Source organism: Dinoroseobacter sp. S76 (assembly GCF_049801095.1).
Taxonomy (GTDB): Bacteria; Pseudomonadota; Alphaproteobacteria; order Rhodobacterales; family Rhodobacteraceae; genus Dinoroseobacter.
Map to the genome: position 1 here is coordinate 136,304 of NZ_JBNAGH010000004.1, position 19,514 is coordinate 155,817.

General features: G+C 63.8%; 15 protein-coding genes. 3 read left to right on the top strand and 12 right to left on the bottom strand.

Annotation, left to right across the window (positions count from 1 at the left end; genetic code table 11):
• Positions 1-53: 53 nt before the first annotated feature.
• The 4 genes from ACP153_RS13830 to ACP153_RS13845 form a co-directional block, all read right to left on the bottom strand.
• Entirely contained in the window at positions 54-1,721 is a 1,668-nt protein-coding gene (locus tag ACP153_RS13830; RefSeq protein WP_424971591.1) for a formate--tetrahydrofolate ligase, read from the bottom strand.
• A gap of 360 nt (positions 1,722-2,081) precedes the next feature.
• The gene (gene fdhF / locus ACP153_RS13835; protein ID WP_424971592.1) at positions 2,082-4,877 is read right to left on the bottom strand and encodes a formate dehydrogenase subunit alpha; all 2,796 of its coding nucleotides are present in this window, start codon (positions 4,875-4,877) and stop codon (positions 2,082-2,084) included.
• 44 nt (positions 4,878-4,921) lie between these two features.
• Positions 4,922-5,293 (bottom strand): VOC family protein, encoded by a 372-nt coding sequence (locus tag ACP153_RS13840; protein ID WP_424971593.1) that lies wholly within the window; start codon positions 5,291-5,293, stop codon positions 4,922-4,924.
• Positions 5,290-6,987 (bottom strand): NAD(P)H-dependent oxidoreductase subunit E, encoded by a 1,698-nt coding sequence (locus ACP153_RS13845; RefSeq protein ID WP_424971594.1) that lies wholly within the window; start codon positions 6,985-6,987, stop codon positions 5,290-5,292. The genes ACP153_RS13840 and ACP153_RS13845 overlap by 4 nt, the downstream gene beginning before the upstream one ends.
• Before the next feature lie 342 nt (positions 6,988-7,329).
• Here ACP153_RS13845 and ACP153_RS13850 point away from each other — a divergent pair, with 342 nt between their 5' ends.
• Both ACP153_RS13850 and ACP153_RS13855 read left to right on the top strand, forming a co-directional pair.
• Positions 7,330-7,806, top strand: coding sequence for a PaaI family thioesterase (locus ACP153_RS13850; RefSeq protein ID WP_424971595.1), 477 nt, complete (start codon positions 7,330-7,332; stop codon positions 7,804-7,806).
• Positions 7,806-9,056 carry an aminotransferase class V-fold PLP-dependent enzyme gene (locus tag ACP153_RS13855; protein WP_424971596.1) on the top strand — a complete coding sequence of 417 codons (1,251 nt, stop codon included), beginning with the start codon at positions 7,806-7,808 and terminating at the stop codon, positions 9,054-9,056. The genes ACP153_RS13850 and ACP153_RS13855 overlap by 1 nt, the downstream gene beginning before the upstream one ends.
• 164 nt (positions 9,057-9,220) lie before the next feature.
• On the opposite strand, the gene iolB is transcribed toward ACP153_RS13855, so the two are convergent.
• The 6 genes from iolB to ACP153_RS13885 form a co-directional block, all read right to left on the bottom strand.
• A complete protein-coding gene (gene iolB / locus ACP153_RS13860; protein ID WP_424971597.1) occupies positions 9,221-10,033 on the bottom strand; it encodes a 5-deoxy-glucuronate isomerase in 813 nt (270 codons plus the stop codon).
• 10 nt (positions 10,034-10,043) lie between these two features.
• Complete coding sequence (locus ACP153_RS13865) at positions 10,044-11,213, bottom strand: phytanoyl-CoA dioxygenase family protein (protein WP_424971598.1); 1,170 nt, start codon at positions 11,211-11,213, stop codon at positions 10,044-10,046.
• Positions 11,210-11,476, bottom strand: coding sequence for a hypothetical protein (locus ACP153_RS13870; protein WP_424971599.1), 267 nt, complete (start codon positions 11,474-11,476; stop codon positions 11,210-11,212). The genes ACP153_RS13865 and ACP153_RS13870 overlap by 4 nt, the downstream gene beginning before the upstream one ends.
• On the bottom strand, positions 11,463-12,257 hold the full coding sequence (locus tag ACP153_RS13875; RefSeq protein WP_424971600.1) for an ATP-binding cassette domain-containing protein: 795 nt from the start codon (positions 12,255-12,257) through the stop codon (positions 11,463-11,465). The genes ACP153_RS13870 and ACP153_RS13875 overlap by 14 nt, the downstream gene beginning before the upstream one ends.
• A gap of 1 nt (position 12,258) precedes the next feature.
• Positions 12,259-13,386, bottom strand: coding sequence for an ABC transporter permease (locus ACP153_RS13880; RefSeq protein WP_424971601.1), 1,128 nt, complete (start codon positions 13,384-13,386; stop codon positions 12,259-12,261).
• 69 nt (positions 13,387-13,455) lie between these two features.
• Positions 13,456-14,406 (bottom strand): sugar ABC transporter substrate-binding protein, encoded by a 951-nt coding sequence (locus ACP153_RS13885; RefSeq protein ID WP_424971602.1) that lies wholly within the window; start codon positions 14,404-14,406, stop codon positions 13,456-13,458.
• 278 nt (positions 14,407-14,684) lie between these two features.
• Between ACP153_RS13885 and ACP153_RS13890 the strand changes: the two genes are divergently transcribed.
• Positions 14,685-15,686: a LacI family DNA-binding transcriptional regulator gene (locus tag ACP153_RS13890; RefSeq protein WP_424971603.1), complete on the top strand. Its 1,002-nt coding sequence runs from the start codon at positions 14,685-14,687 to the stop codon at positions 15,684-15,686.
• Positions 15,687-15,698: 12 nt separating this feature from the next.
• Here the strand turns inward: ACP153_RS13890 and ACP153_RS13895 are convergent, their stop codons facing one another.
• Positions 15,699-17,366 (bottom strand): hypothetical protein, encoded by a 1,668-nt coding sequence (locus ACP153_RS13895; RefSeq protein WP_424971604.1) that lies wholly within the window; start codon positions 17,364-17,366, stop codon positions 15,699-15,701.
• Between the two features lie 279 nt (positions 17,367-17,645).
• On the bottom strand, positions 17,646-19,295 hold the full coding sequence (locus ACP153_RS13900) for a hypothetical protein (RefSeq protein WP_424971605.1): 1,650 nt from the start codon (positions 19,293-19,295) through the stop codon (positions 17,646-17,648).
• Positions 19,296-19,514 lie beyond the last annotated feature (219 nt).

Below are 19,514 nucleotides of genomic sequence, written 5' to 3' on the forward strand. Positions count from 1 at the left end.
TTCCTGGGGCTGTTGCCCCGTCTCCTACCATGGCGACGGGGCAGCGGCCTATCCTAGAAGAGGCCTTCGACCTCCCCTGCGTCATTGAGGCGGATATGCTCGGCCGAGGGCACGCGCGGCAGACCGGGCATGGTCATGATCTCGCCGCAGACCACGACGATGAAGCCTGCCCCCGCCGAAAGCCGCACTTCGCGCACCGGGATCGAGTGACCGGTGGGCGCGCCGCGCTCATTCGGATCGGTCGAGAAAGAGTACTGGGTCTTGGCCATGCAGACCGGCAGATTGCCATAGCCCTGCTCTTCCCAGAGCTTGAGCTGATCGACGATCTTCTTGTCCGCGATGACCTTGTCGGCCCGGTAAATCCGCTTGGAGATGGTCTCGATCTTCTCCAGAAGCGGCATCTCATCCCGGTAGATCGGCGAGAATTGCGAGGTGCCGCTCTCGGCGATCTCGGCCACGCGGGTCGCGAGTTCGGCGGAGCCTTCGGAGCCGAGCTCCCAGTGGCGCGACAGGATCGCCTCGGAGCCCTGGCCCGCCACGTAGTCCTTGACCGCCTGGATCTCGGCCTCGGTGTCGGTGACGAAGTGGTTGATCGCCACGACCACCGGTACACCAAAGCTCTTGAGGTTGCCGATATGGCGTCCGAGGTTTGCGCAGCCCGCCTCGACCGCCGCCACATTCTCGGCCCCGAGATCGGCCTTGGCCACGCCGCCATTCATCTTCATGGCGCGCACGGTGGCGACCAGCACCACGCAATCGGGCGCGAGCCCGGCCTTGCGGCACTTGATGTTCATGAACTTCTCAGCGCCCAGATCCGCGCCGAAGCCCGCCTCGGTCACCACGTAATCGGCAACCTTGAGCGCGGTCGTGGTCGCGATCACGGAGTTACAGCCATGGGCGATATTCGCAAACGGCCCGCCATGGACGAAGGCCGGGTTGTTCTCCAGCGTCTGCACGAGGTTCGGCTGCATCGCGTCCTTCAAGAGGACGGTCATCGCGCCCTCGGCCTTGATGTCCCGGCAGAAGACCGGCGAACGATCCCGACGATAGGCGACGATCATATCGCCCAGACGCTTCTCGAGGTCCTGCAGATCCTTGGCAAGGCACAGGATCGCCATGACCTCGGAGGCCACGGTGATGTCGAAGCCCGCCTCACGTGGGAAGCCATTGGCGACGCCACCGAGGCTCGCCGTGATCTGACGCAGGGCGCGGTCATTCATGTCGACGACGCGGCGCCAGGTGACGCGGCGGATGTCGATCTCCAGTGAGTTGCCCCAGTAGATATGGTTGTCGATCATCGCCGAGAGCAGCGAATGCGCCGAGGTGATCGCGTGGAAGTCGCCGGTGAAATGGAGGTTCATATCCTCCATGGGCACGACCTGGGCATAACCGCCGCCAGCGGCCCCGCCCTTCATGCCGAAGTTCGGCCCGAGGGAGGCTTCGCGGATACACACACAGGCCTTCTTGCCGATCCGGTTCAGACCGTCGCCAAGGCCCACGGTGGTGGTGGTCTTGCCCTCGCCCGCCGGGGTCGGGTTGATCGCGGTCACGAGGACGAGCTTGCCATCGGGGCGGTCCTGCACCGAGTTGATGAAGCTCTGGCTGACCTTGGCCTTGTCGTGGCCATAGGGCAGCAGGTCATCGCTGCTGATGCCAAGCGTGGCACCGATCTCCTGGATCGGCTTCTTGGTGGCGGCGCGGGCGATCTCGATGTCGGACATGGTCGGCGGTCTTTCTCAACAAAAGGTCTCTGTCCTGAATGCACCTTGGATGCGCATCTCGCAATGTTCTCTGGCCGACATTTTCGGCCTCTTCTGCGGCGCAAACAGACCGCAATTGCGCTCGCGTTTCCGATGGGCGTCAGAGCGACCTGCTGCGCGGGCTTGCGCCTCTGGCAAGGCGACGCGCGTGCGCCCGGTGAGTCGCAAAATGCGGCATTGCAGCATTTCCGTGCAATAAGTGAGACTGCGAGTCTCAATAATCGGCGCAAGGGTCGAAAAAGCAAAACCGCCCCGGTCCGTAACCCGAGGCGGTTTTGACGATCGTCCTGCTGCGAAGCGGCGCGCAAGCGCCGCCAAACGCTACTCGGCGGCGACGCTCGGCATGGGCTTCTCGACCCGCACGGCGGAGTATTTGAACTCCGGAATCTTGCCGTAAGGATCGAGCGCGGCATTGGTCAGGATGTTGGCCGCGGCCTCCACATAGGCGAAGGGCAGAAAGACCATATCTTCGGCCACGGCGCGGTCGGCCCGGGCCATCACATCGACCGAACCCCGGCGCGTGGTGAGCCGCACGGTCCCGCCCGGCTCGACCCCGAGCTTGCGCAGGGTCTTGGGATGGAGCGAGCAATTCGCCTCCGGCTCCACCGCGTCGAGCACGGTGGCGCGCCGGGTCATGGAGCCCGTATGCCAGTGTTCGAGCTGCCGTCCCGTGGTCAGGATCATCGGATAGCGCTCATCCGGCACCTCGGCGGGCGGCGTGACGCGCGCGGGCGTGAACATGGCGCGCCCGGCCCGGCGCGGGAAGCCGTCGCCAAAGACGATGGACTGCCCCGGATCCGTGTTCGAGAGCGACGGATAGGTCACCGCCCCCTCATCCTCCAGTCGCGACCAGGTGATGTGGTGGAGCGAGCGCATGGACATCTTCATCTCGTTGAAGACCATGCGCGGCGTGTCGTAGTCCCAATCGAGCCCGATCCGGTTCGCAAGATCGACGATCACCTGCCAGTCCTCGCGCGCCTCGCCCGGCGCGTCCACGGCCTTGCGGCCCATCTGCACCTGGCGATTGGTGTTGGTCACGGTGCCGTTTTTCTCGGGGAAGGCGCTGGCGGGCAGGATCACATCCGCATAATTCGCGGTCTCGGTCAGGAAGATATCCTGCACCACGAGATGGTCGAGATGGGCCAGCGCCTTGCGCGCGTGCTCCACATCCGGGTCGGACATGGCCGGGTTCTCGCCGAGGATATACATCCCCCGGATCTCGCCGCGATAAACGCGGTCCATGATCTCGACCACCGTGAGGCCGGGCGCCTCCTCGATCTGGGTGCCTTTCCAGATATGCCGGAAGAGCTCGCGCACTTCGGGATCCGTAACGCTCTGATAATCCGGCAGAACCTGCGGGATCAGCCCCGCATCGGAGGCACCTTGCACGTTGTTCTGACCGCGCAGCGGGTGGAGGCCCGAGCCCGGACGCCCCACCTGACCGCAGAGCAGTGCCAGCGAGATCAGGCAGCGGGCATTGTCGGTGCCGTGGATGTGCTGGCTGACGCCCATCCCCCAGAAGATCATCGCCGCCTTGGCATCGGCGAAGCTGCGCGCGACGGTGCGGATCGTCTCGGCCTCGATCCCGCAGAGCTCGGACATCCGCTCCGGCGTGAAGGCCCGGATATGGTCGCGGAACTCAAAGAACCCTTCGGTGAACCCCTCGATATACTGACGGTCATAGAGCTTCTCTTCGACGATCACATTCATGATCCCGTTGAGCAGCGCCACATCCGTGCCCGGGCGGAATTGCAGCATATGCGCCGCGTGCCGCTTGAGCGCCTGACCGCGCGGGTCCATCACGATCAGCTCGCCACCGCGCTTGGCAAACTGCTTGAAGAAGGTCGCGGCGACCGGGTGGTTCTCGGTCGGGTTCGACCCGATCACGATCGCCAGATCCGCGTTCTCGATCTCGTTGAAAGTCGCGGTCACGGCCCCGGAGCCCACGTTTTCCATCAGAGCCGCCACGGAGGAGGCATGGCAAAGCCGCGTGCAGTGATCCACGTTGTTATGGCCAAAACCCTGGCGGATCAGCTTCTGGAAGAGATAGGCCTCTTCATTGGTGCATTTCGCCGAGCCGAACCCGGCAATCGACTTGCCGCCATAGAAGCTGCGCAGATCCACGAGGCCATGGGCGGCCTTGTCCAGCGCCTCCTCCCAGGTGGCTTCGCGGAAATGGGTCCAGGGATTGGACGGATCGACGTTCAGCCCCTTTTCCGGCGCATCATCGCGACGGATCAGCGGCTTGGTCAGCCGGTGCGGGTGGTGGATATAGTCAAAGCCGAAGCGCCCCTTGACGCAGAGCCGCCCCTCATTGGCCGGGCCGTTGATCCCGTCGGCCTTGATGATCTTGCCATCCTTGACCTTGAGAGAGACCTGACAGCCGACGCCGCAGAACGGGCAGACCGAGGTGACCTCCTCGTCATGGGCTTGGCTGTCGCCGACCTGCGCATCGTCGAGGAGTTTCGACTCCATCAGCGCGCCCGTCGGGCAGGCCTGCACGCATTCGCCACAGGCCACGCAGGAGCTCGCCCCCATGGGGTCATTCAGATCGAAGACCGGATAGGCGTCATGCCCGCGCCCGGCCATGCCGATCACGTCATTGACCTGCACCTCGCGGCACGCCCGCACGCAGAGCCCGCATTGGATACACGCGTCGAGATTGACCGACATCGCCACATGGCTGTCATCGAGCAGTGGGATGCGCGGGGTTTCCAGCTTGGGAAAGCGGCTGTCCGCGACGCCGGTCGCATCGGCCATGTCCCACAGATGGGAGGATTTGTCATGGGCCGCATCCCGGGCGGGCTGATCCGTGACCAGCATCTCGACCACCATCTTGCGCGCATTCTCGGCGCGGGCGGAATTGGTGGTCACCACCATGCCATCCGAGGGTTCGCGGATGCAGGAGGCCGCCAGCGTGCGCTCCCCCTCGATCTCGACCATACAGGCGCGGCAATTGCCATCGGGGCGGTACCCCGGCGCAGGCTTGTGGCAGAGATGCGGGATCTTGAGGCCGCGGCCATTGGCGACCTCCCAGATGGTGGTGCCTGCCTCGGCCGTCACAGTCTCGCCATCAAGCGTGAAGGTCACGGTTTGAAGTTGGGTGCCGTCAGCCATGGGTCAGATCCTTGCAGATGCGGGGGGCGTTACGGAAAGGGTCGTCATCGGTGTTGGTCGATCAGGATGGGATTGCCATCCGGATCCTCCAGCATGATCGAGGCCGGGCCGGTGCTCTCCGGATCGACCTCACTCTTGAGGGTCAGGCCGCGCGCCTTCAGCTCGGTTTGCAGCGCGCGGATATCGGTGAAACTCTCCAGGGCCTCGGCGTCTTGGTCCCAGCTCGGATTGAAGGTCAGCATGTTCTTGTCGAACATGCCCTGGAAGAGGCCAATCACCTTGTCGCCCATCTTCATCATCCTCCAGCCTTCGCCGCCACCCAGGGCCGCGAAGCCGAGTTTCTCGTAGAAGGCGATCGAGGCGTCGAGATCCTTGACCGCCAGACTGATGGAGAAAGCGCCAAGGTCGCTGCTCATATCTCCTCCGGGAAATGCTTGAGCGTGGACAGGATCGGGTTCGGAGCCGCCTGCCCCAGACCGCAGATCGAAGCATCGGCCATGGCGGTGCAAAGCTCGGTCAGAAGGCCGGCATCCCAGCTGTCGTCCTGCATCAGCTTGACCGCCTTTTCGCAGCCGACCCGGCAGGGCGTGCATTGCCCGCAGCTCTCATCCTCGAAGAAGCGGAGCATGTTGAGCGCCGCGTCCCGCGCCCGGTCCTGATCGGACAAGATCACCACCGCGGCCGAGCCGATGAAGGTCCCGAGTGGTTGGAGCGTGTCGAAATCGAGCGGCACATCCGCCGTGGAGGCCGGCAAGAGCCCCGAGGATGGCCCCCCGGGCTGATAGGCTTTGAACACATGGCCCTCGGCCATGCCGCCTGCCGCCTCGATGATATCGAGAATGGTCGAGCCTGCAGGGAGCAGGTAGACACCCGGTTCCGCCACTCGGCCCGAGACCGAATAGCTGCGCAGACCCGTCCGCCCGTTATGGGTCGTCGTGTTCAGCACCTCGGGTCCCTCGCGACAGATCTTGGCGATCCAATGCAGGGTCTCGACATTGTGGACGAGGGTCGGCTGACCAAAGATCCCGACCTGCGCCACGTAAGGTGGCCGGTGCCGGGGCATGCCGCGCTTGCCCTCGATGCTCTCGATCATCGCGCTTTCTTCGCCGCAGATATAGGCACCTGCACCGCGGCGCAGGTCGATATAGCCCGGCGCGACCAGCTTGGCCTGCTCAAGGGCTGCAATCTCACTGCGCAGGATCTCGAGCACGGCGGGGTATTCGTCGCGCATATAGATGTAGCAGCGATCCGCCTCGACCGCCCAGGCGGCGATCAGCATCCCCTCGAGGAAGAGATGCGGCGTACGCTCCAGATAGTAACGGTCCTTGAAGGTTCCGGGCTCGCCCTCATCGCCGTTCACGGCGAGATAGCGCGGACCGGGATTGCCCCGCACGAAGCCCCATTTGGTACCCGAGGGGAAGCCCGCGCCACCGAGGCCGCGCAGACCACTCTCCTTAATTTTGCCCTGCACCTCCTGCCAATCGCCCGTAGCACGCAGATCGGACAGGGCGGCATAGCCTCCCTCGGCCTGGTAGGCGGCCAGATCCTCATAGTCGGGAATGGTGGGATGGGTGTGGCCCGCCGCGATGGCCGCATGGACCTTCTCGGGCGTGGCGTGATCGATATGGTTGTGACCGAGCTCCAGAACCGGGGCCGTGGCACAGCGGCCCATGCAGGGCGCGCGCAGCACGCGGACATCGGACGGGTCGAGACCGTCCTCCAGTGCGGATTTCAGAGCCTGCGCTCCGGCCATCTCGCAAGACAGGCTGTCACAAACCCGGATGGTGAGGGCGGGCGGCGGGGTCTCCCCCTCTTTCACGATGTCGAAATGGGCGTAGAAGCTCGCGACCTCGAACACCTCGGCCTGCGACAGGCGCATCTCCTCGGCGAGGGCGCGCAAATGGGCCGCCGACAGGCAGCCATAGGCGTCCTGGATCAGATGCAGGAATTCGATCAGCAGATCGCGCTGGCGCGGGCGATCGCCTAAAAGCGCGCGGACCTCGTCCCAAGGCTGATCCTCAACCTGACGGCCCTTGGGCGTCTTGCGCCCCTTGCCCTTGGCGGACTTCCATACGCCTTTGTCGGGATCGGTTTTGTCATCAAGCGCCATGTGCATGTGCCTCCTTGCGGCGCAGGGTCCGGTTTTTGAAACCGATTGCAACGCCAGAATCGTCACTCTACGTCGTATTCCGGACTCCGCGCAAACTTCGTGGGTTCCGCAGCACGCCAAAGATGAGCGCAGGTTGCCGAAAGGAAACCCGTCCCGATACTTAGGTATCGGTTACGCCGCAAAACATGGGTTCACGCGGGATCGCGGGCCGGTTTCGCACCCGCTTGGCGGCGACTCAGCGACACCGGCGCGGGGTGGCGACAGGCAGATTCGGACGGCTTGTCTTCGGCCCCAAAGCCCCGTCTAATCGCACGACAGCTTCTCCGCACAGGCTCAAACGCGATGACAGATCCCAGTGGCTCCAAGATCGATATCACGCAGGCGCGCGCGCATCTGGAGCAGGTCTTCGATGACCACGAGCAGGCCTTTGAGAGGTTCTTTCTCGCCCGGTTTCTCGATCTCGATTTCACCTATCTGCCCGAGGCAGCAGCAGGCCCGGAGAAGACAAGTTGCGAGATCCGCTTCCCGGTCACGGACCGGATCATGAACCCCCAGGGTGTGGTCCATGGGGGCATGATCGCGACGGTCATGGACATCTCCATGGGGCATCTGGTGGCCAAGGTCGCGGGGCCCGGGGCGACCATCGAAATGAAGGTGCAATATATGCGCCCCCTGACCGAAGGTCCGGCGCGCTGTATCGGAAGTTTTACCAAGCGCGGACGGTCGCTGTCTTTCATGGAGAGCCGGGTGTTTGACGCGCAGGAGCGGCTTGTGGCCCAGGCCAGTGCCACCTGGAAAATGCCTGCGGGAGACCTGTGATGCTGGAGGAGATCCCAGACCTGATGGCGCAGATCCGCGCGCGTTTTGCCCATGTGGAGAGCTGCCCGTTCACTGGCCCACGGGTGTTTTTCGAGAATGCGGGCGGCGCGCTGACCCTGAATTCGGTGGTGGAAACCTCCGCCCGGCTGGCGGCGATCCCGGACAATCAGGGGCGCGCCAATGGCGCCTCGGAGGCGCTGATGGCGATGATCGCCAAGGGCCGCGCGGATATGCGGCTCTTTTTCAATGCGCCGGAGGGTGAGGTGATTGTCGGCGAGAGCGGGACGGAGCTGCTCTATCGTCTGATCCGCGCCGCCTGTCTCAGCGCGGGCGATGGGGTGGTTCTGGGCAGCACGCTGGAGCATCCCGCGAGCCGCAGTGCCGCCGCCCATTGGGCCAAGGTCGCCGGGATGAATCACGTGCTCATCCCCCATGATGCGACGTCGGGGCGGGTGGAGGCCGAGGCTTACGGTACCGCGGTCACGCGAGACACGCGGGTGGCGACCATCGTGCATACTTCGCCGGTGAGCGGGATCGGCATGGACCTGCCCGCGATTGCCGCGGCGATCCGCGCGGCGGCGCCAGACTGCCTGATCATCGTCGACGGGATCCAACATGCCGCCCATGGGGGCGTGGATGTGACCGGCGCACAGGTCGATGGCTATGTGGTCTCGGCGTACAAGATGTTCGCGCGCCATGGCTACGGGGTGGCGTGGTTGTCGGACAGGCTGGCCGCCCTGCCCCATGAGCATCTGGTCGGCGCCCCGGGCGCGCCCTGGGAGATGGGCACGCGCGACACGGCGGCCTATGCGACCTTCTCGGATGTGGTGGGATATCTCGACTGGTTGGGTGGCGAGCTGGGCGGCGGCAGTGATCCGCGTCGGAGGCTGGAGGCGGCTGCAATCGCGATCCGCGCCCATGAAGCCGCGCTCTGTAAGGTCATGCTGGAGGGGGCGGATGGGCTGCGCGGCCTGGCCGGGAGACCGGGGATCACAGTCGTCGGCGGTGGGGCGAATGCCCATCGCGAGGGACTGGTGACCTTCGCCCAGACCGGACACGACAATGCGGAGATCGTGGCGGCGCTGAACGCCCGCGGGATCCGGACCCATTTGCGCAAGGCCGATCACTATTCCGGTGCGGTGCTGACGCCGCTTGGTATCGAGACCAGCGTGCGGGTGTCGCTCTGCCACTACAACACCATGACGGAGGTCAGGACGTTTCTGGAAGCGCTTGAGGACTGCCTCAACTGACGGCGCATCGCTCGGTGGCACATGCCCTGCCTGCGGCAGAGCACCCGGCGCGGTGCACATGTGCACCGCGCGGACGCGCGCTACTCAACACGTTTCGGCAGTGCCCCAAGCGCGCAATCGGGCGCGTCACGCGCTGAGGACATGTCCTCAGCGCCCCCGACCTGCTAGGATTTGGCGTCGCGCTCCGCAATCCAGGCAAGGTTCGGATCCATCTCGAACCGCCAGTTCCGGCGCGGCCCGGCCATGACGTTGAGGTAATACATCTCTACCCCGTACGGCGCGGCACAAGGGTGATGGCCCCGCGGCACCAGCACCACATCGCCATCCTGCACGGCCATGGCCGCATCGAGCGACAGGTCATCCGTATAGACCCGCTGCATCCCGAACCCATTGGCCGGGTTCAACCGGTGATAATAGGTCTCTTCCAGATAGGTGATGCGCGGGAAATCATCCTCGTCATGGCGGTGGCTCGGATAGGAGGACCAGTTGCCCGCAGGCGTATAGACCTCAGTCACCAGCAGAGAGCCCGCCACCTCCCGCTCCTCCATGGCGATGTTGTGGATGTGGCGCAGGTTGCTGCCCTGCCCGCGCGGCACCATCTCGATCCCCTCGGGCCCGAGCCGACGCACAGGGAAGTCTCCCATGGCGGGCGCGGTACAGACCGCCAACACGCAGTCGGTCGTCGCCACCGCGGCCCAATCCGCGCCTCCCGGCACATAGAGGCAATGGGGCGGGCGTTTTTCGAACACGCATGTCCGGTCGCCCATCTCGCCGAAGCCCTGCCCGCCAGCAGTGATCTCAGCCCTGCCCTCAACCAGCACGAGGATCGCCTCGCGATCGCCGGTGGTCTCGGTCGCGGCCTCGCCCGGCGCCAAGTGATAGAGGTCGAACCCCACATAGGACCAGCCCGCACTCTCCGGTGTGATCGCATGGACCTTGCCGCTCTGAGCGGTCGGACGGAGTAGAAGATCAGACATCAAGTCTCCTCTAGGGGGCACGGCGGGCGCCATGGGCGGCGAGCGCGACTGAGAAATCCTCAGGCGTCTGCCCCTCGGACAGTGCCCGGGTCATCAGCGCCGCCTGGCTTTCCGGCGCGAGCCCGCCGATGGGTGGATCGGTGTCGAGATTGCTCGGGAAAGGATAGCCCTCTGCCGTGCAGGCAATCGCCGCTGCAACCTGCGCCGGGCGCAGACTGCCATCGGCCACCATGCGTTGCAGATGGGGATAGATCGCGCGCGCCATGGCGGCACGGTCCAGCGCCTCCATCGCGCGACCAAAGGGCGAGGAGACCTGCATCAGGTTCACGAGCCGCTGGATATCCGCGCTGCGATTGGCCCCGGCGGCGTGAAACAGCGCCGGGTTGAAGAAGAGCGCATCGCCCTTCTCCAGCGGGATCTGAACCGCCGCCTCGTCAAACACTGCCCGGAAGGCTGGGTCGCGATAGGCGAGATAGCCGGGCCCGAATTGCTGCGACCAGGGCAGGAGCTGGGTCGGTCCGCTCTCCACCGGGGTCGGTCCATGGGCGATGCCCCCCTGAAGGGTCAGATAGGGCGAGAGCCGGTGGACATGGGCCGGATAACTCAGCGCGGTCTCTTCGGTCTGAAAGCCCAGATGGTAGTCGCGATGGGCCTCCTGCGCGGCGCCGCCCGGGCGTACAAGATTGACCTGCGCGGTCATCTGAAAGCCTGGACCAAGCCAGGCCTCGGCGGCGGCGGCAATGGCCGGTGCCCCGAAATAGCGCACGAAGAGCGCGGGCTCGGCAAGGCAGAGCTTTTGCAGGGAATTCCAGATCCGGTCATTGGCTCCGGAGGCCGCGAAATGGTCCGCACCACCGGCGCCTGCCGCACGCTCATCGGCGATCACGCGTGTATAAAGCGCCGTCACGCCATCGATCACCTCGGGCTCGGGAACCGCATTGCGCTGCACGAATACGCCCGGCCCCTCGCCCAGAACCCAGGCCCATTCGGCCAGCAGCCCGCGGCGCGCCTCCGGATCTTCCAGATCGGCGCCACAGACATCCATGTCATAGACGGGCACCCTGGCCACCACCTCGGCAGCGCGGGGCACCGCGTCCTTGGGCAGCGGCTGGGCGATCAACGCCTTGAACGCGTCGAGATCGCAGTCGGTGCGATCGAAATAGACCTGTGGGCGGCTCATGATCCGTCCTTCTCCGAAGCTGGGGTCTCGCCCGCCTCATCCGGCAGATCAAAGGCGAAGAAGAAGACAAAGGCGCAATAGGCCCCGATCCCGCCCGCGAGCAGCGCCCAGTAAGGGTTGCCCATGGCGATCTCGAGCCAGGTCCAGAGCGCGATCACGATCACCGTGGCCACCCGCCGCCACATGGGGCGGAAGAACGGCACGCGCAGCTCGAGGACGGATTTGCGCCGTCCCCGAGCAGGTTTGGGATCAGACGGTGCCACCAAGGGCCCCGTCCAGAGTGGCAAGCTCCTGCCCGCCGGCCATCATGTCCTGCAGCTCTTCGGGGGTGATCTCGCCGCGCACCGCCGTGCCCAGCGTCCGGCCCCGGTTCAGCACCGTGAACCGATCCCCCACTGCGAGCGCATGGCGCACATTATGGGTGATGAAGACCACCGCGACCCCCTGCTTGCGCACCTTGTCGATGGTCGCGAGCACGTTGGAAGTCTGGCGCACGCCGAGCGCCGAGGTCGGCTCGTCGAGGATCAGGACCTTCGCCCCGAAATAGACCGCGCGGGAGATCGCAACCGTCTGACGCTCCCCGCCCGAGAGGGTGCCCACGGCCTGATCCGGACCGCGCAGGTTGATGCCCATCTTGCGCATCTCTTCCATGGTCACCCGGTCGGCGAGACCGCGATCCATGAAACTGATGCCCGCGACCTTCTTCACCGGTTCATTGCCCATGAAGAAATTGCGGCTCACGGACATCATCGGGATCATGGCCAGATGCTGGTGCACCGTGGCGATCCCTGCCTCCATCGCGTCGCGCGGATCCTCGAAATTCATCGGCTGATTTTCGAAGACGATCTCGCCCTTGGTGGGTTTATGCACCCCGGACATGGTCTTGATGAAAGTCGACTTGCCCGCGCCATTGTCGCCCAGCAGGCAGTGGCATTCCCCCGGGAAGACATCGATGGACACCCCGGCCAGCGCGATGACCGCGCCGAAATGCTTCTCGATATTCTTCATTTGGATGATCGGGGCCTTGTTGGCTGTGCTGTTCATCTCAACGTTCCCCCGTGATCATGCGGCGAATATAGGTGTTCAGGATCACAGCCCCGAGCAGGATCAGACCGAGGAAGACCCGGAAGAGCGAGCTTTCCACCCCGGCAAAGAAGAGGCCCTGCTGGACCACCCCGAAGATCAGCGCGCCAAGCGCCGCCCCGATCACCGAGCCATAGCCACCTGTCAGAAGCGCGCCCCCGATCACCACGGCGATGATAGCCTCGAACTCTTTCAGCAGGCCGCGATCCGCGCCAGCCGAGCCGAACTCCATCACCTGGCAGAGGGCAAAGACCGTCGCGCAGAAGGCGGTGAACATGAACATCAGGATCTTGACCTTGTTCACGGGCACACCAGAGTTGCGCGCCGCCTCCGCGTCGCCACCCGAGGCGAAGATCCAGTTGCCGAACCGCGTCCGCGTCAGCAGGACATGGCCGAAGATGATGATCACGATGGCCCAGACCACCAGCATGGGCAGACCGTCAACCACCGGCTGACCGGCACGGTTGCCGCGCGAGAAGGTCTCGATCAGGCCGATATCCGCGAGCATCTGAAAGACCGGAGCCCCGATCTTGCTGCCGAATATCGGCGCTAGCCAATCGCCTTCGGCCGCGTCGCGGATCCCGCCGATGATGGTTTTGCTCTCCAGCGTTTGCGGAATGAAGATCGTGAAACCGCGCAGGATGAAGAGGAAGGCGAGCGTCACGATGAAGCTCGGCAGGCCCGTGCGGATCACGATGATCCCGTTCAGGGCGCCGATCGCGATGCAGATGGCAAAGGTCACGATGATGGCGATCCACATGGGCCAGCCCAGCACGACGCCGAACACGGCGATCATCATGCCCGCGAAGCCGATCATCGAGCCGACGCTCAGGTCGAACTCCCCGGCGATCATCAGAAGGCAGGCGCCCACGGCGATGATCATGAATTGCGCCGACACCACGGTCCAGTTCATGATCCCCTGCGGGGCGAACATGCCGCTGTCAAAGGCAAAAAGTAAAAAGAAGATAAAGACGATGATAGTGCCGCAGATCCCGCCCAGCTCGGGCCGGATCAGGGCCTGTCTTAGCCGCGAGGTTTCCTTGATCCGCTCGTCCGCTGCGGGTGGCGGTGGTGACGTTGCCTCAGACATGATTTCCCCCCCATGGTCTGCTCTAGAGACAAAAAGGGCGGCAAGTTTCCTTACCGCCCTTGATGTGGATTAGCGGAACTCGCCCGCGAAGGCCTCGACCTTCTCAAGTCCGGCGGCGGTCACAAAGCCGGGGCCGGAGTTGATGTTGTTGCCCGGGAGCACGCCGTAGCGGTCCCAGTTGGTCAGGATGACGACCGGCATATAGGCCTGCAGGAAGGGCTGCTGATCGATCCCCCAGTTGATGGTGCCGTCCTTGATGCCCTTCACGATCTCTTCGCCGAGATCGAAGGTGCCGAAATGCAGCTCACCGGCCAGACCCATCTCGTTCAGCGCCGCGATGGTCGGATCGGCGGAGACCGGGCCGAGGGTCAGGATGCCGTCCACGTCCTCATTGGCGGACAGGAAAGCCATGACCTTGTTCTTGACTTCCGCCGGGTCGGTGCCGCTGTCCATCATCGCGTCGCCGAGCTCGATGCCCAGGCCGTCCGCGTAACCGCGGCAGCGCTCGCCCACGGTGGGCTGCTGGATCGCGTGGTTCACGCAGAGGAAGTTCGTGACCCCCTCGCCCTTGGCGCGGACACCGGCCGCAAAGCCTGCGTCATACTCGGGCTGGCCCACATACATCAGCGCGCCGATCTCGCGAGCCTGATCCGGGGTGCCGGTGTTCATGATGATGACGTCGATGCCCTGATCCACCGCGTTGGAGATCGGGCCCTTGAGCACGTCGAAATCCGCCAGCGTGGTGATGATGCCATCGGGGCTGGAGGCTGCAGCCTGCTCGATGATGCGCGCCATGTCGGCGATATCACCGGTGGGCGGGTTGCGATACTCGACGTTGACGCCCATCTGCTCGCCCGCGAGCGCGATACCGTTCTTGATCGTGTTCCACCATGTGTCGCTGTCGGGTGCGTGGCTGACCAGCACATAGTTCAGCGCCTGACCGTGGCCGTCTGCTTGGGCCGCGAACGGGGAAGTTACCAGTGCCGCACCGAGCGCCACCGACTGTAGGATGGTTTTCATGTCGTCCTCCCAGACTATGTCACAGCGCGTCTCGAGCGCGCAGTTCATGTCAGACGGTTTACCCGTCTCGCGACTCAGAGAAGCATATGCCAACCCACAATGCAACCGGTTGCAAAACCGGGACGCAGATTTTGCAGCCCCGCCCCCCGACCCGGCCTGCCCTTGGGTCAGCCACGCAGCGCGGCGGCAAGCTGTCCCAGGCGGGCTGGCGCGATTTCCGGTTGCCTTGTTCACTTTTTGGGCGTCATGTCCTAGATGTCTGCCCGTCAGGAGAGAGTATGCCGATAACGCTACGAGAAGTTGCTGAGCGCGCCGGGGTGTCCCGGTCGGCGGTCTCGCGCACCTTCACCGAAGGCGCGTCGGTCTCGCCGAAAACCCGCCAGAAGGTCGAGGCCGCAGCGAGTGAGCTGGGCTATCGGCCGAACGCGCTCGCCTCTTCACTCACTACGGGAAGAACGAAGCTTATCGGGCTGATTTCGAACAACTTTCACAACCCGCTCTTCCTGGAGGTCTTTGACCTTTTTACCCGCTCCCTGCAAGATATCGGCCTGCGTCCGCTGCTGGTCAATCTCAGCGATGATGACGATCCGGACAGCTCGCTGCAGATGCTGCGGCAGTATTCCGTGGACGGTGTGATCGTTGCCTCTTCGACCCTGCCGCCTGAGTTTTCCAAAGCGTTTCGGCAGGCCCATATCCCGGTGGTCCATTCCTTTGGGCGTTTCGCCAGCGCGCCGGATGTGGATGTGGTGGGGATCGACAATATCGAATGCGGGCGCATGGCGGCGCGCACCCTTCTCGCCCGGGGCTACAAGAAAATCGGTTTTCTCGGCGGTCCACGCGAGGCCACATCGACCATCGACCGGCGCGCGGGGTTCCTGCAGGTCATGGCCCGGCGAAACGGCATCACCCTGACCGAGAGCTTTGCGGAAGCCTATTCCTTTGCCGCAGGCAAGGCCGAGATGGCCCGACTGCTGGACGAAGGCCCCATGGCCGAGGCGTATTTCTGCGGCGATGACGTGCTGTCGATCGGGGCGCTGGCCGCCCTGCACCGGGCTGGACGGACCGTGCCCGGCGATGTGGGGCTGATCGGGCTCAACGACATGCAGATGGCGGGCTGGGACACGATCGACCTGACCACGATCCGTCAGCCGATCGACGACATCATCCGCAGCTCCATCGAGCTGGTGGTCGCCATGCTCGAAGATCCGAGCCGCGCCCCCGAGGCGCGCCTCTTTTCCTGCGAGATCGTGGAAAGGGGCACCCTGCGCCCCCTGCCCTGACCGCGCTGCGCATCAGATGAAGTCGAAACTGTCGGCCCAGTCGCCGAGCCGCTCGCCCCGCGCCCCCAGATCCGCGAGCCGCTCACCCGAGGGCCGGTTGGAACCGTCGAACTCATAGCGTCCAGCGATGGTGATGCTGTCATTGACGTCGACATCCACGTCCTCATCGATCCCGAGGAACACGTCCTTGATCTTGAGCCGACTGTCGAGCGCCAGCCCGATCTCGATATCATAGACCAGCGCGAGCGCAGCCTCGAAGGGATCATCCTCTGTGCGACTGTTGAAGCTGAACTCGAAGCCCAGATTGGCCGCGAGCGACAGCTTGGCCGAGAAGATATCCCAAGTGAATTCCACATCCGGCAACTCATCCAGCTGCGCCTCGTAATTTGCAGCCGCAATCTGCAGCGCGGACTGGGCCTGAACAAGGTCGACATCCGCGAGGGCCTTGGTATTCGCGGCGTCTAGGAACGCAGCCTCGAACGCCTCGACGGTTTCCTGACTGACCGGGATCTCGACCCCAAACTCGTTTTTCACAACGGTTTCGAGCTGCGTGGCAACCGTGTCATTGGCCGCTGCCTGCGCTTCGAACTGGGCAACGGTGGCCTCCAGCGCCTGAAAATCAACACCGCTGGCATCCTCCAGACGTTGCTGCGCCTCGGCCCGCTCGAGCGCTGTTTCGATGAGGTCGCTTTGCGCTTCGGCAAACGCCGTGGTGACCTGCTCAAGCTCCTGCTCTGCCTGTTCGAGAGAGGCGAGCGCCGTGTCGGCCAGTTCCTTGAACGCATCGCGCTTATCGACCAGCGGCTGCAAGACAATCGCAAACCCGGGGTTACCCAGATGCTGTTCCACCGGGGCGGGCAGTCCCAGTTGAGCGAGGACCAGCGCAATATCGGCCGTTGCTTGCACGAAGTTTGTGTTGAACGTCGCGAACTGAATAGAAAAAACATCGACCTGCGCGCTCAGCGCAGCGATCTGATCTGCAAGCGATTGAACATTGGCTTCGGCCTGCGCCACAGCAATATTTGCATCAGCGAAAGCGAGCTGTGCCGCCACGAACTCGTCCAGGGCCTCCTGAAGGATTTGCGCAAACGTTTCGGCCTGAAGCTGCAACGCATCCGCGTTGATGCGTGTTTCCCGCGCGCCTTGCACCAGCTCCATCGCGTTCTCGGCATCCTCGAGCGCGGCGGCGGCTTGCGCGGCTGCGTTCGTTGTGGCGATCAGTGCCTGCTGTGCCGCGAGAAAGGCCTCGAGAAACTGGGGATTGGCCGCATTGAAGATGTCGACAAAGATCGACTCGTCCAGGGAGGTGCTGATCACCGGGGTGCCCGTGGTGAAGGGCGCGGTGAACATCTGGCTCGGTGCGATGGGCGACATCAGCCCTGAGTCGAACACCTGTTGACCACCGGGCAGTTGCAGGGCCACGCCAGCCGGGGTGTTGGTGGCAATGACCGGAATGGCCGTCATGACATCCTTGCCATCGCCATCCAGGTAGCGCGCATTGACGATCACGGGGAACGGGACCCCGATCGGCAGCTGCTTCAGGTCGGGCCCGGCTGTGATGCGGAAGACATCGCCGATGACCTCAACGCTCGCCTGCCCACCGGGGGCCGAAACATCGATGATCTCAATGTCTTCGCGACGGGGGCCTCCCAAGAGAGGGAGATACAGAGAGTTGCGCATGGGGATCCTCCAAAGAAATGCCGAGTCTTATGCTTTATTGATGTGCGGCACCGGAGGAGTGTTCCCGTCCCTTCGGTTCGAAAATTGTTTATGCACAACGGTGCCACTCTAGGGAGGGTCTTTACCTTTGGTCAACCAATTGATCGGCTGCGCGTTAAGGATTTCGGCCTTAGCAAGCGATTGTATAACCGAGAAAAACGCGGCTCCGCGGCCGCGTTTGGGGAACGATGTTCGGGATGCACAAGCGCAGGGCGAGCACCGCCCCAGCGCCGCAACCGGTCAGAGGAAGTCGAAACCGTCGGCAAACTCCGCCCATCGCTCGCCCGGCTCAAACCGCTCGGCGCGGTCGCGACCGCCCCCTTCGAAAGGCACCCGGCCAGAGAGCTCCACGCTTTGGTCGATGTCGATGACGTTGGCCTCGCCATTGACTTCGCTGGTAGCATCCACCGCCAATGCGAGCTCGACCTCATAGACCAGCGACAAGAGGCTCTCGCGCGGGGCATCGCCAGAGGGAGGGTTCCAGTTGAACTCCAACCCGGCCTGCACATCCAGATCGAGGCTGATATCGGACAGGGCGAACTCGAACTCCACATCCGGCAAAAATTCAAGCTGCGCCTCATAAGCTGCGGTTGCGGCCAGAAGCACCGCCTCTGCCGCGCCCAACTCCGTCGCTGCAAAAGCCACTGTGCCCGCTGCCGCAGCGACGCCGATTTCAAGCGCTAAAACCTCAAAACTCAGCAGGTCCACCGGCACCGTCAACCCGTTTTGCGACACCTCTGCCTCCAGAGCGCGCGCTGCTGCTTCGGCCGCGTTTGCCGCCTGCCGCGCCTCGGCCGCAGCCTCCTGGGCGAAGGGCAGCTCCAATTGTGCCTCACTGAGCGCCTCTTGCGCGTCAGAAAAGTCGATCTCGGCCTGGCTAAGATCGTTCAATGCGGACGAAACAGCGTTGAGGGCCGTGGTCAACGCCGTTCTCGCCCCGCTCAGATCAACCCTCGCAGCGGCGAGATCATCCTCGGCGTCCACAAGGTCGTCATAAACCGGTCGTAACAGAGCTCCAACGACGGGGATGTCCAGCGAAGCTTCCAAAACCGCCCGCGTGGCGCTAAGCCCGAAATCCCGTAGGATTCCGAAGGCGTCGTTGAGAAAGTCCTCCACCTCATCTATGGCGTCGTCAACCGCGGCGGAGGCGGTGTCAACCGCGGTGGACGCAGACGCAGCCGCGTCCTGGGCATCATCCACCAGGTCTTGTGCGGTCGTAAGGGCGGAGGCTGTCTGCTGAACAAGTGCAGATGCAGCATTTACGGCGCTCTGGGCTGCACGCGCCGCATTTTCGAAGACACCCGCCCCATTGTTGGCTGCATCGGCGGCGGCGCGGGCGGCAGAGGTCTCGAAAACCAGGGCAACCAAAGCCTCGGCTCTTTCCAGATTCTCTTCTGCCTCTGTGAGGGCCTGCTGTGCGGCGTCCACATCCGACTGAGCCGCATTGACCGCTGCCAGAAACTCCGGGTTCTCTTCATTGAACCGGTCCACAAGGATCGACTCGTCCACCGAAACCGGCGTGATGTCCGGGCTCGAAAAACTCACCGGATCGTTGAGCTGATCAGCCACCGCAATCGGCGAGAGATAGGCCGTGTCGGTCACGACCCGCCCGCCCGGCAGGGTCAGTTCGACCCCATCTTCGGTATTCACAGCGCTGATCGGGATCCGGAAGGCGACGGGGTTGCCGCCGTCGATTATCGCGCGCACCGGGATCAGAAACTCGGTCACCTCGCCGAAGGGCTTGCTGGTGAGACCCTCCCCCACTTCGAACTTCACAAGGTCACCGATCACCTTGACCGTGCCGAAATCCCCCGGACGTCCAGCGGCCTCAATCTCGATATCAGGGATCTTGTCGCCACCAAGAAGCGACAGGAAGAGAGAGTTGCGCATGGGGGATCCTCCGGGAAAAAATCATTCGCGACCAATAACGCCATGCCCCTTCGAAAGGGTGTTCCCAACCCCTCGTTCCAACCGGCATTCGCGCACCGGGAAAGCCTAAGACGATGAGTGACCCTAGGTCAACTTTTCAGCGGATTTCTGAGAATCCCAAGGCGGTTCAACAATCTGTTTTCAAACGAGAAACGCCGCCCCGAGGAAGGGCGGCGTTGC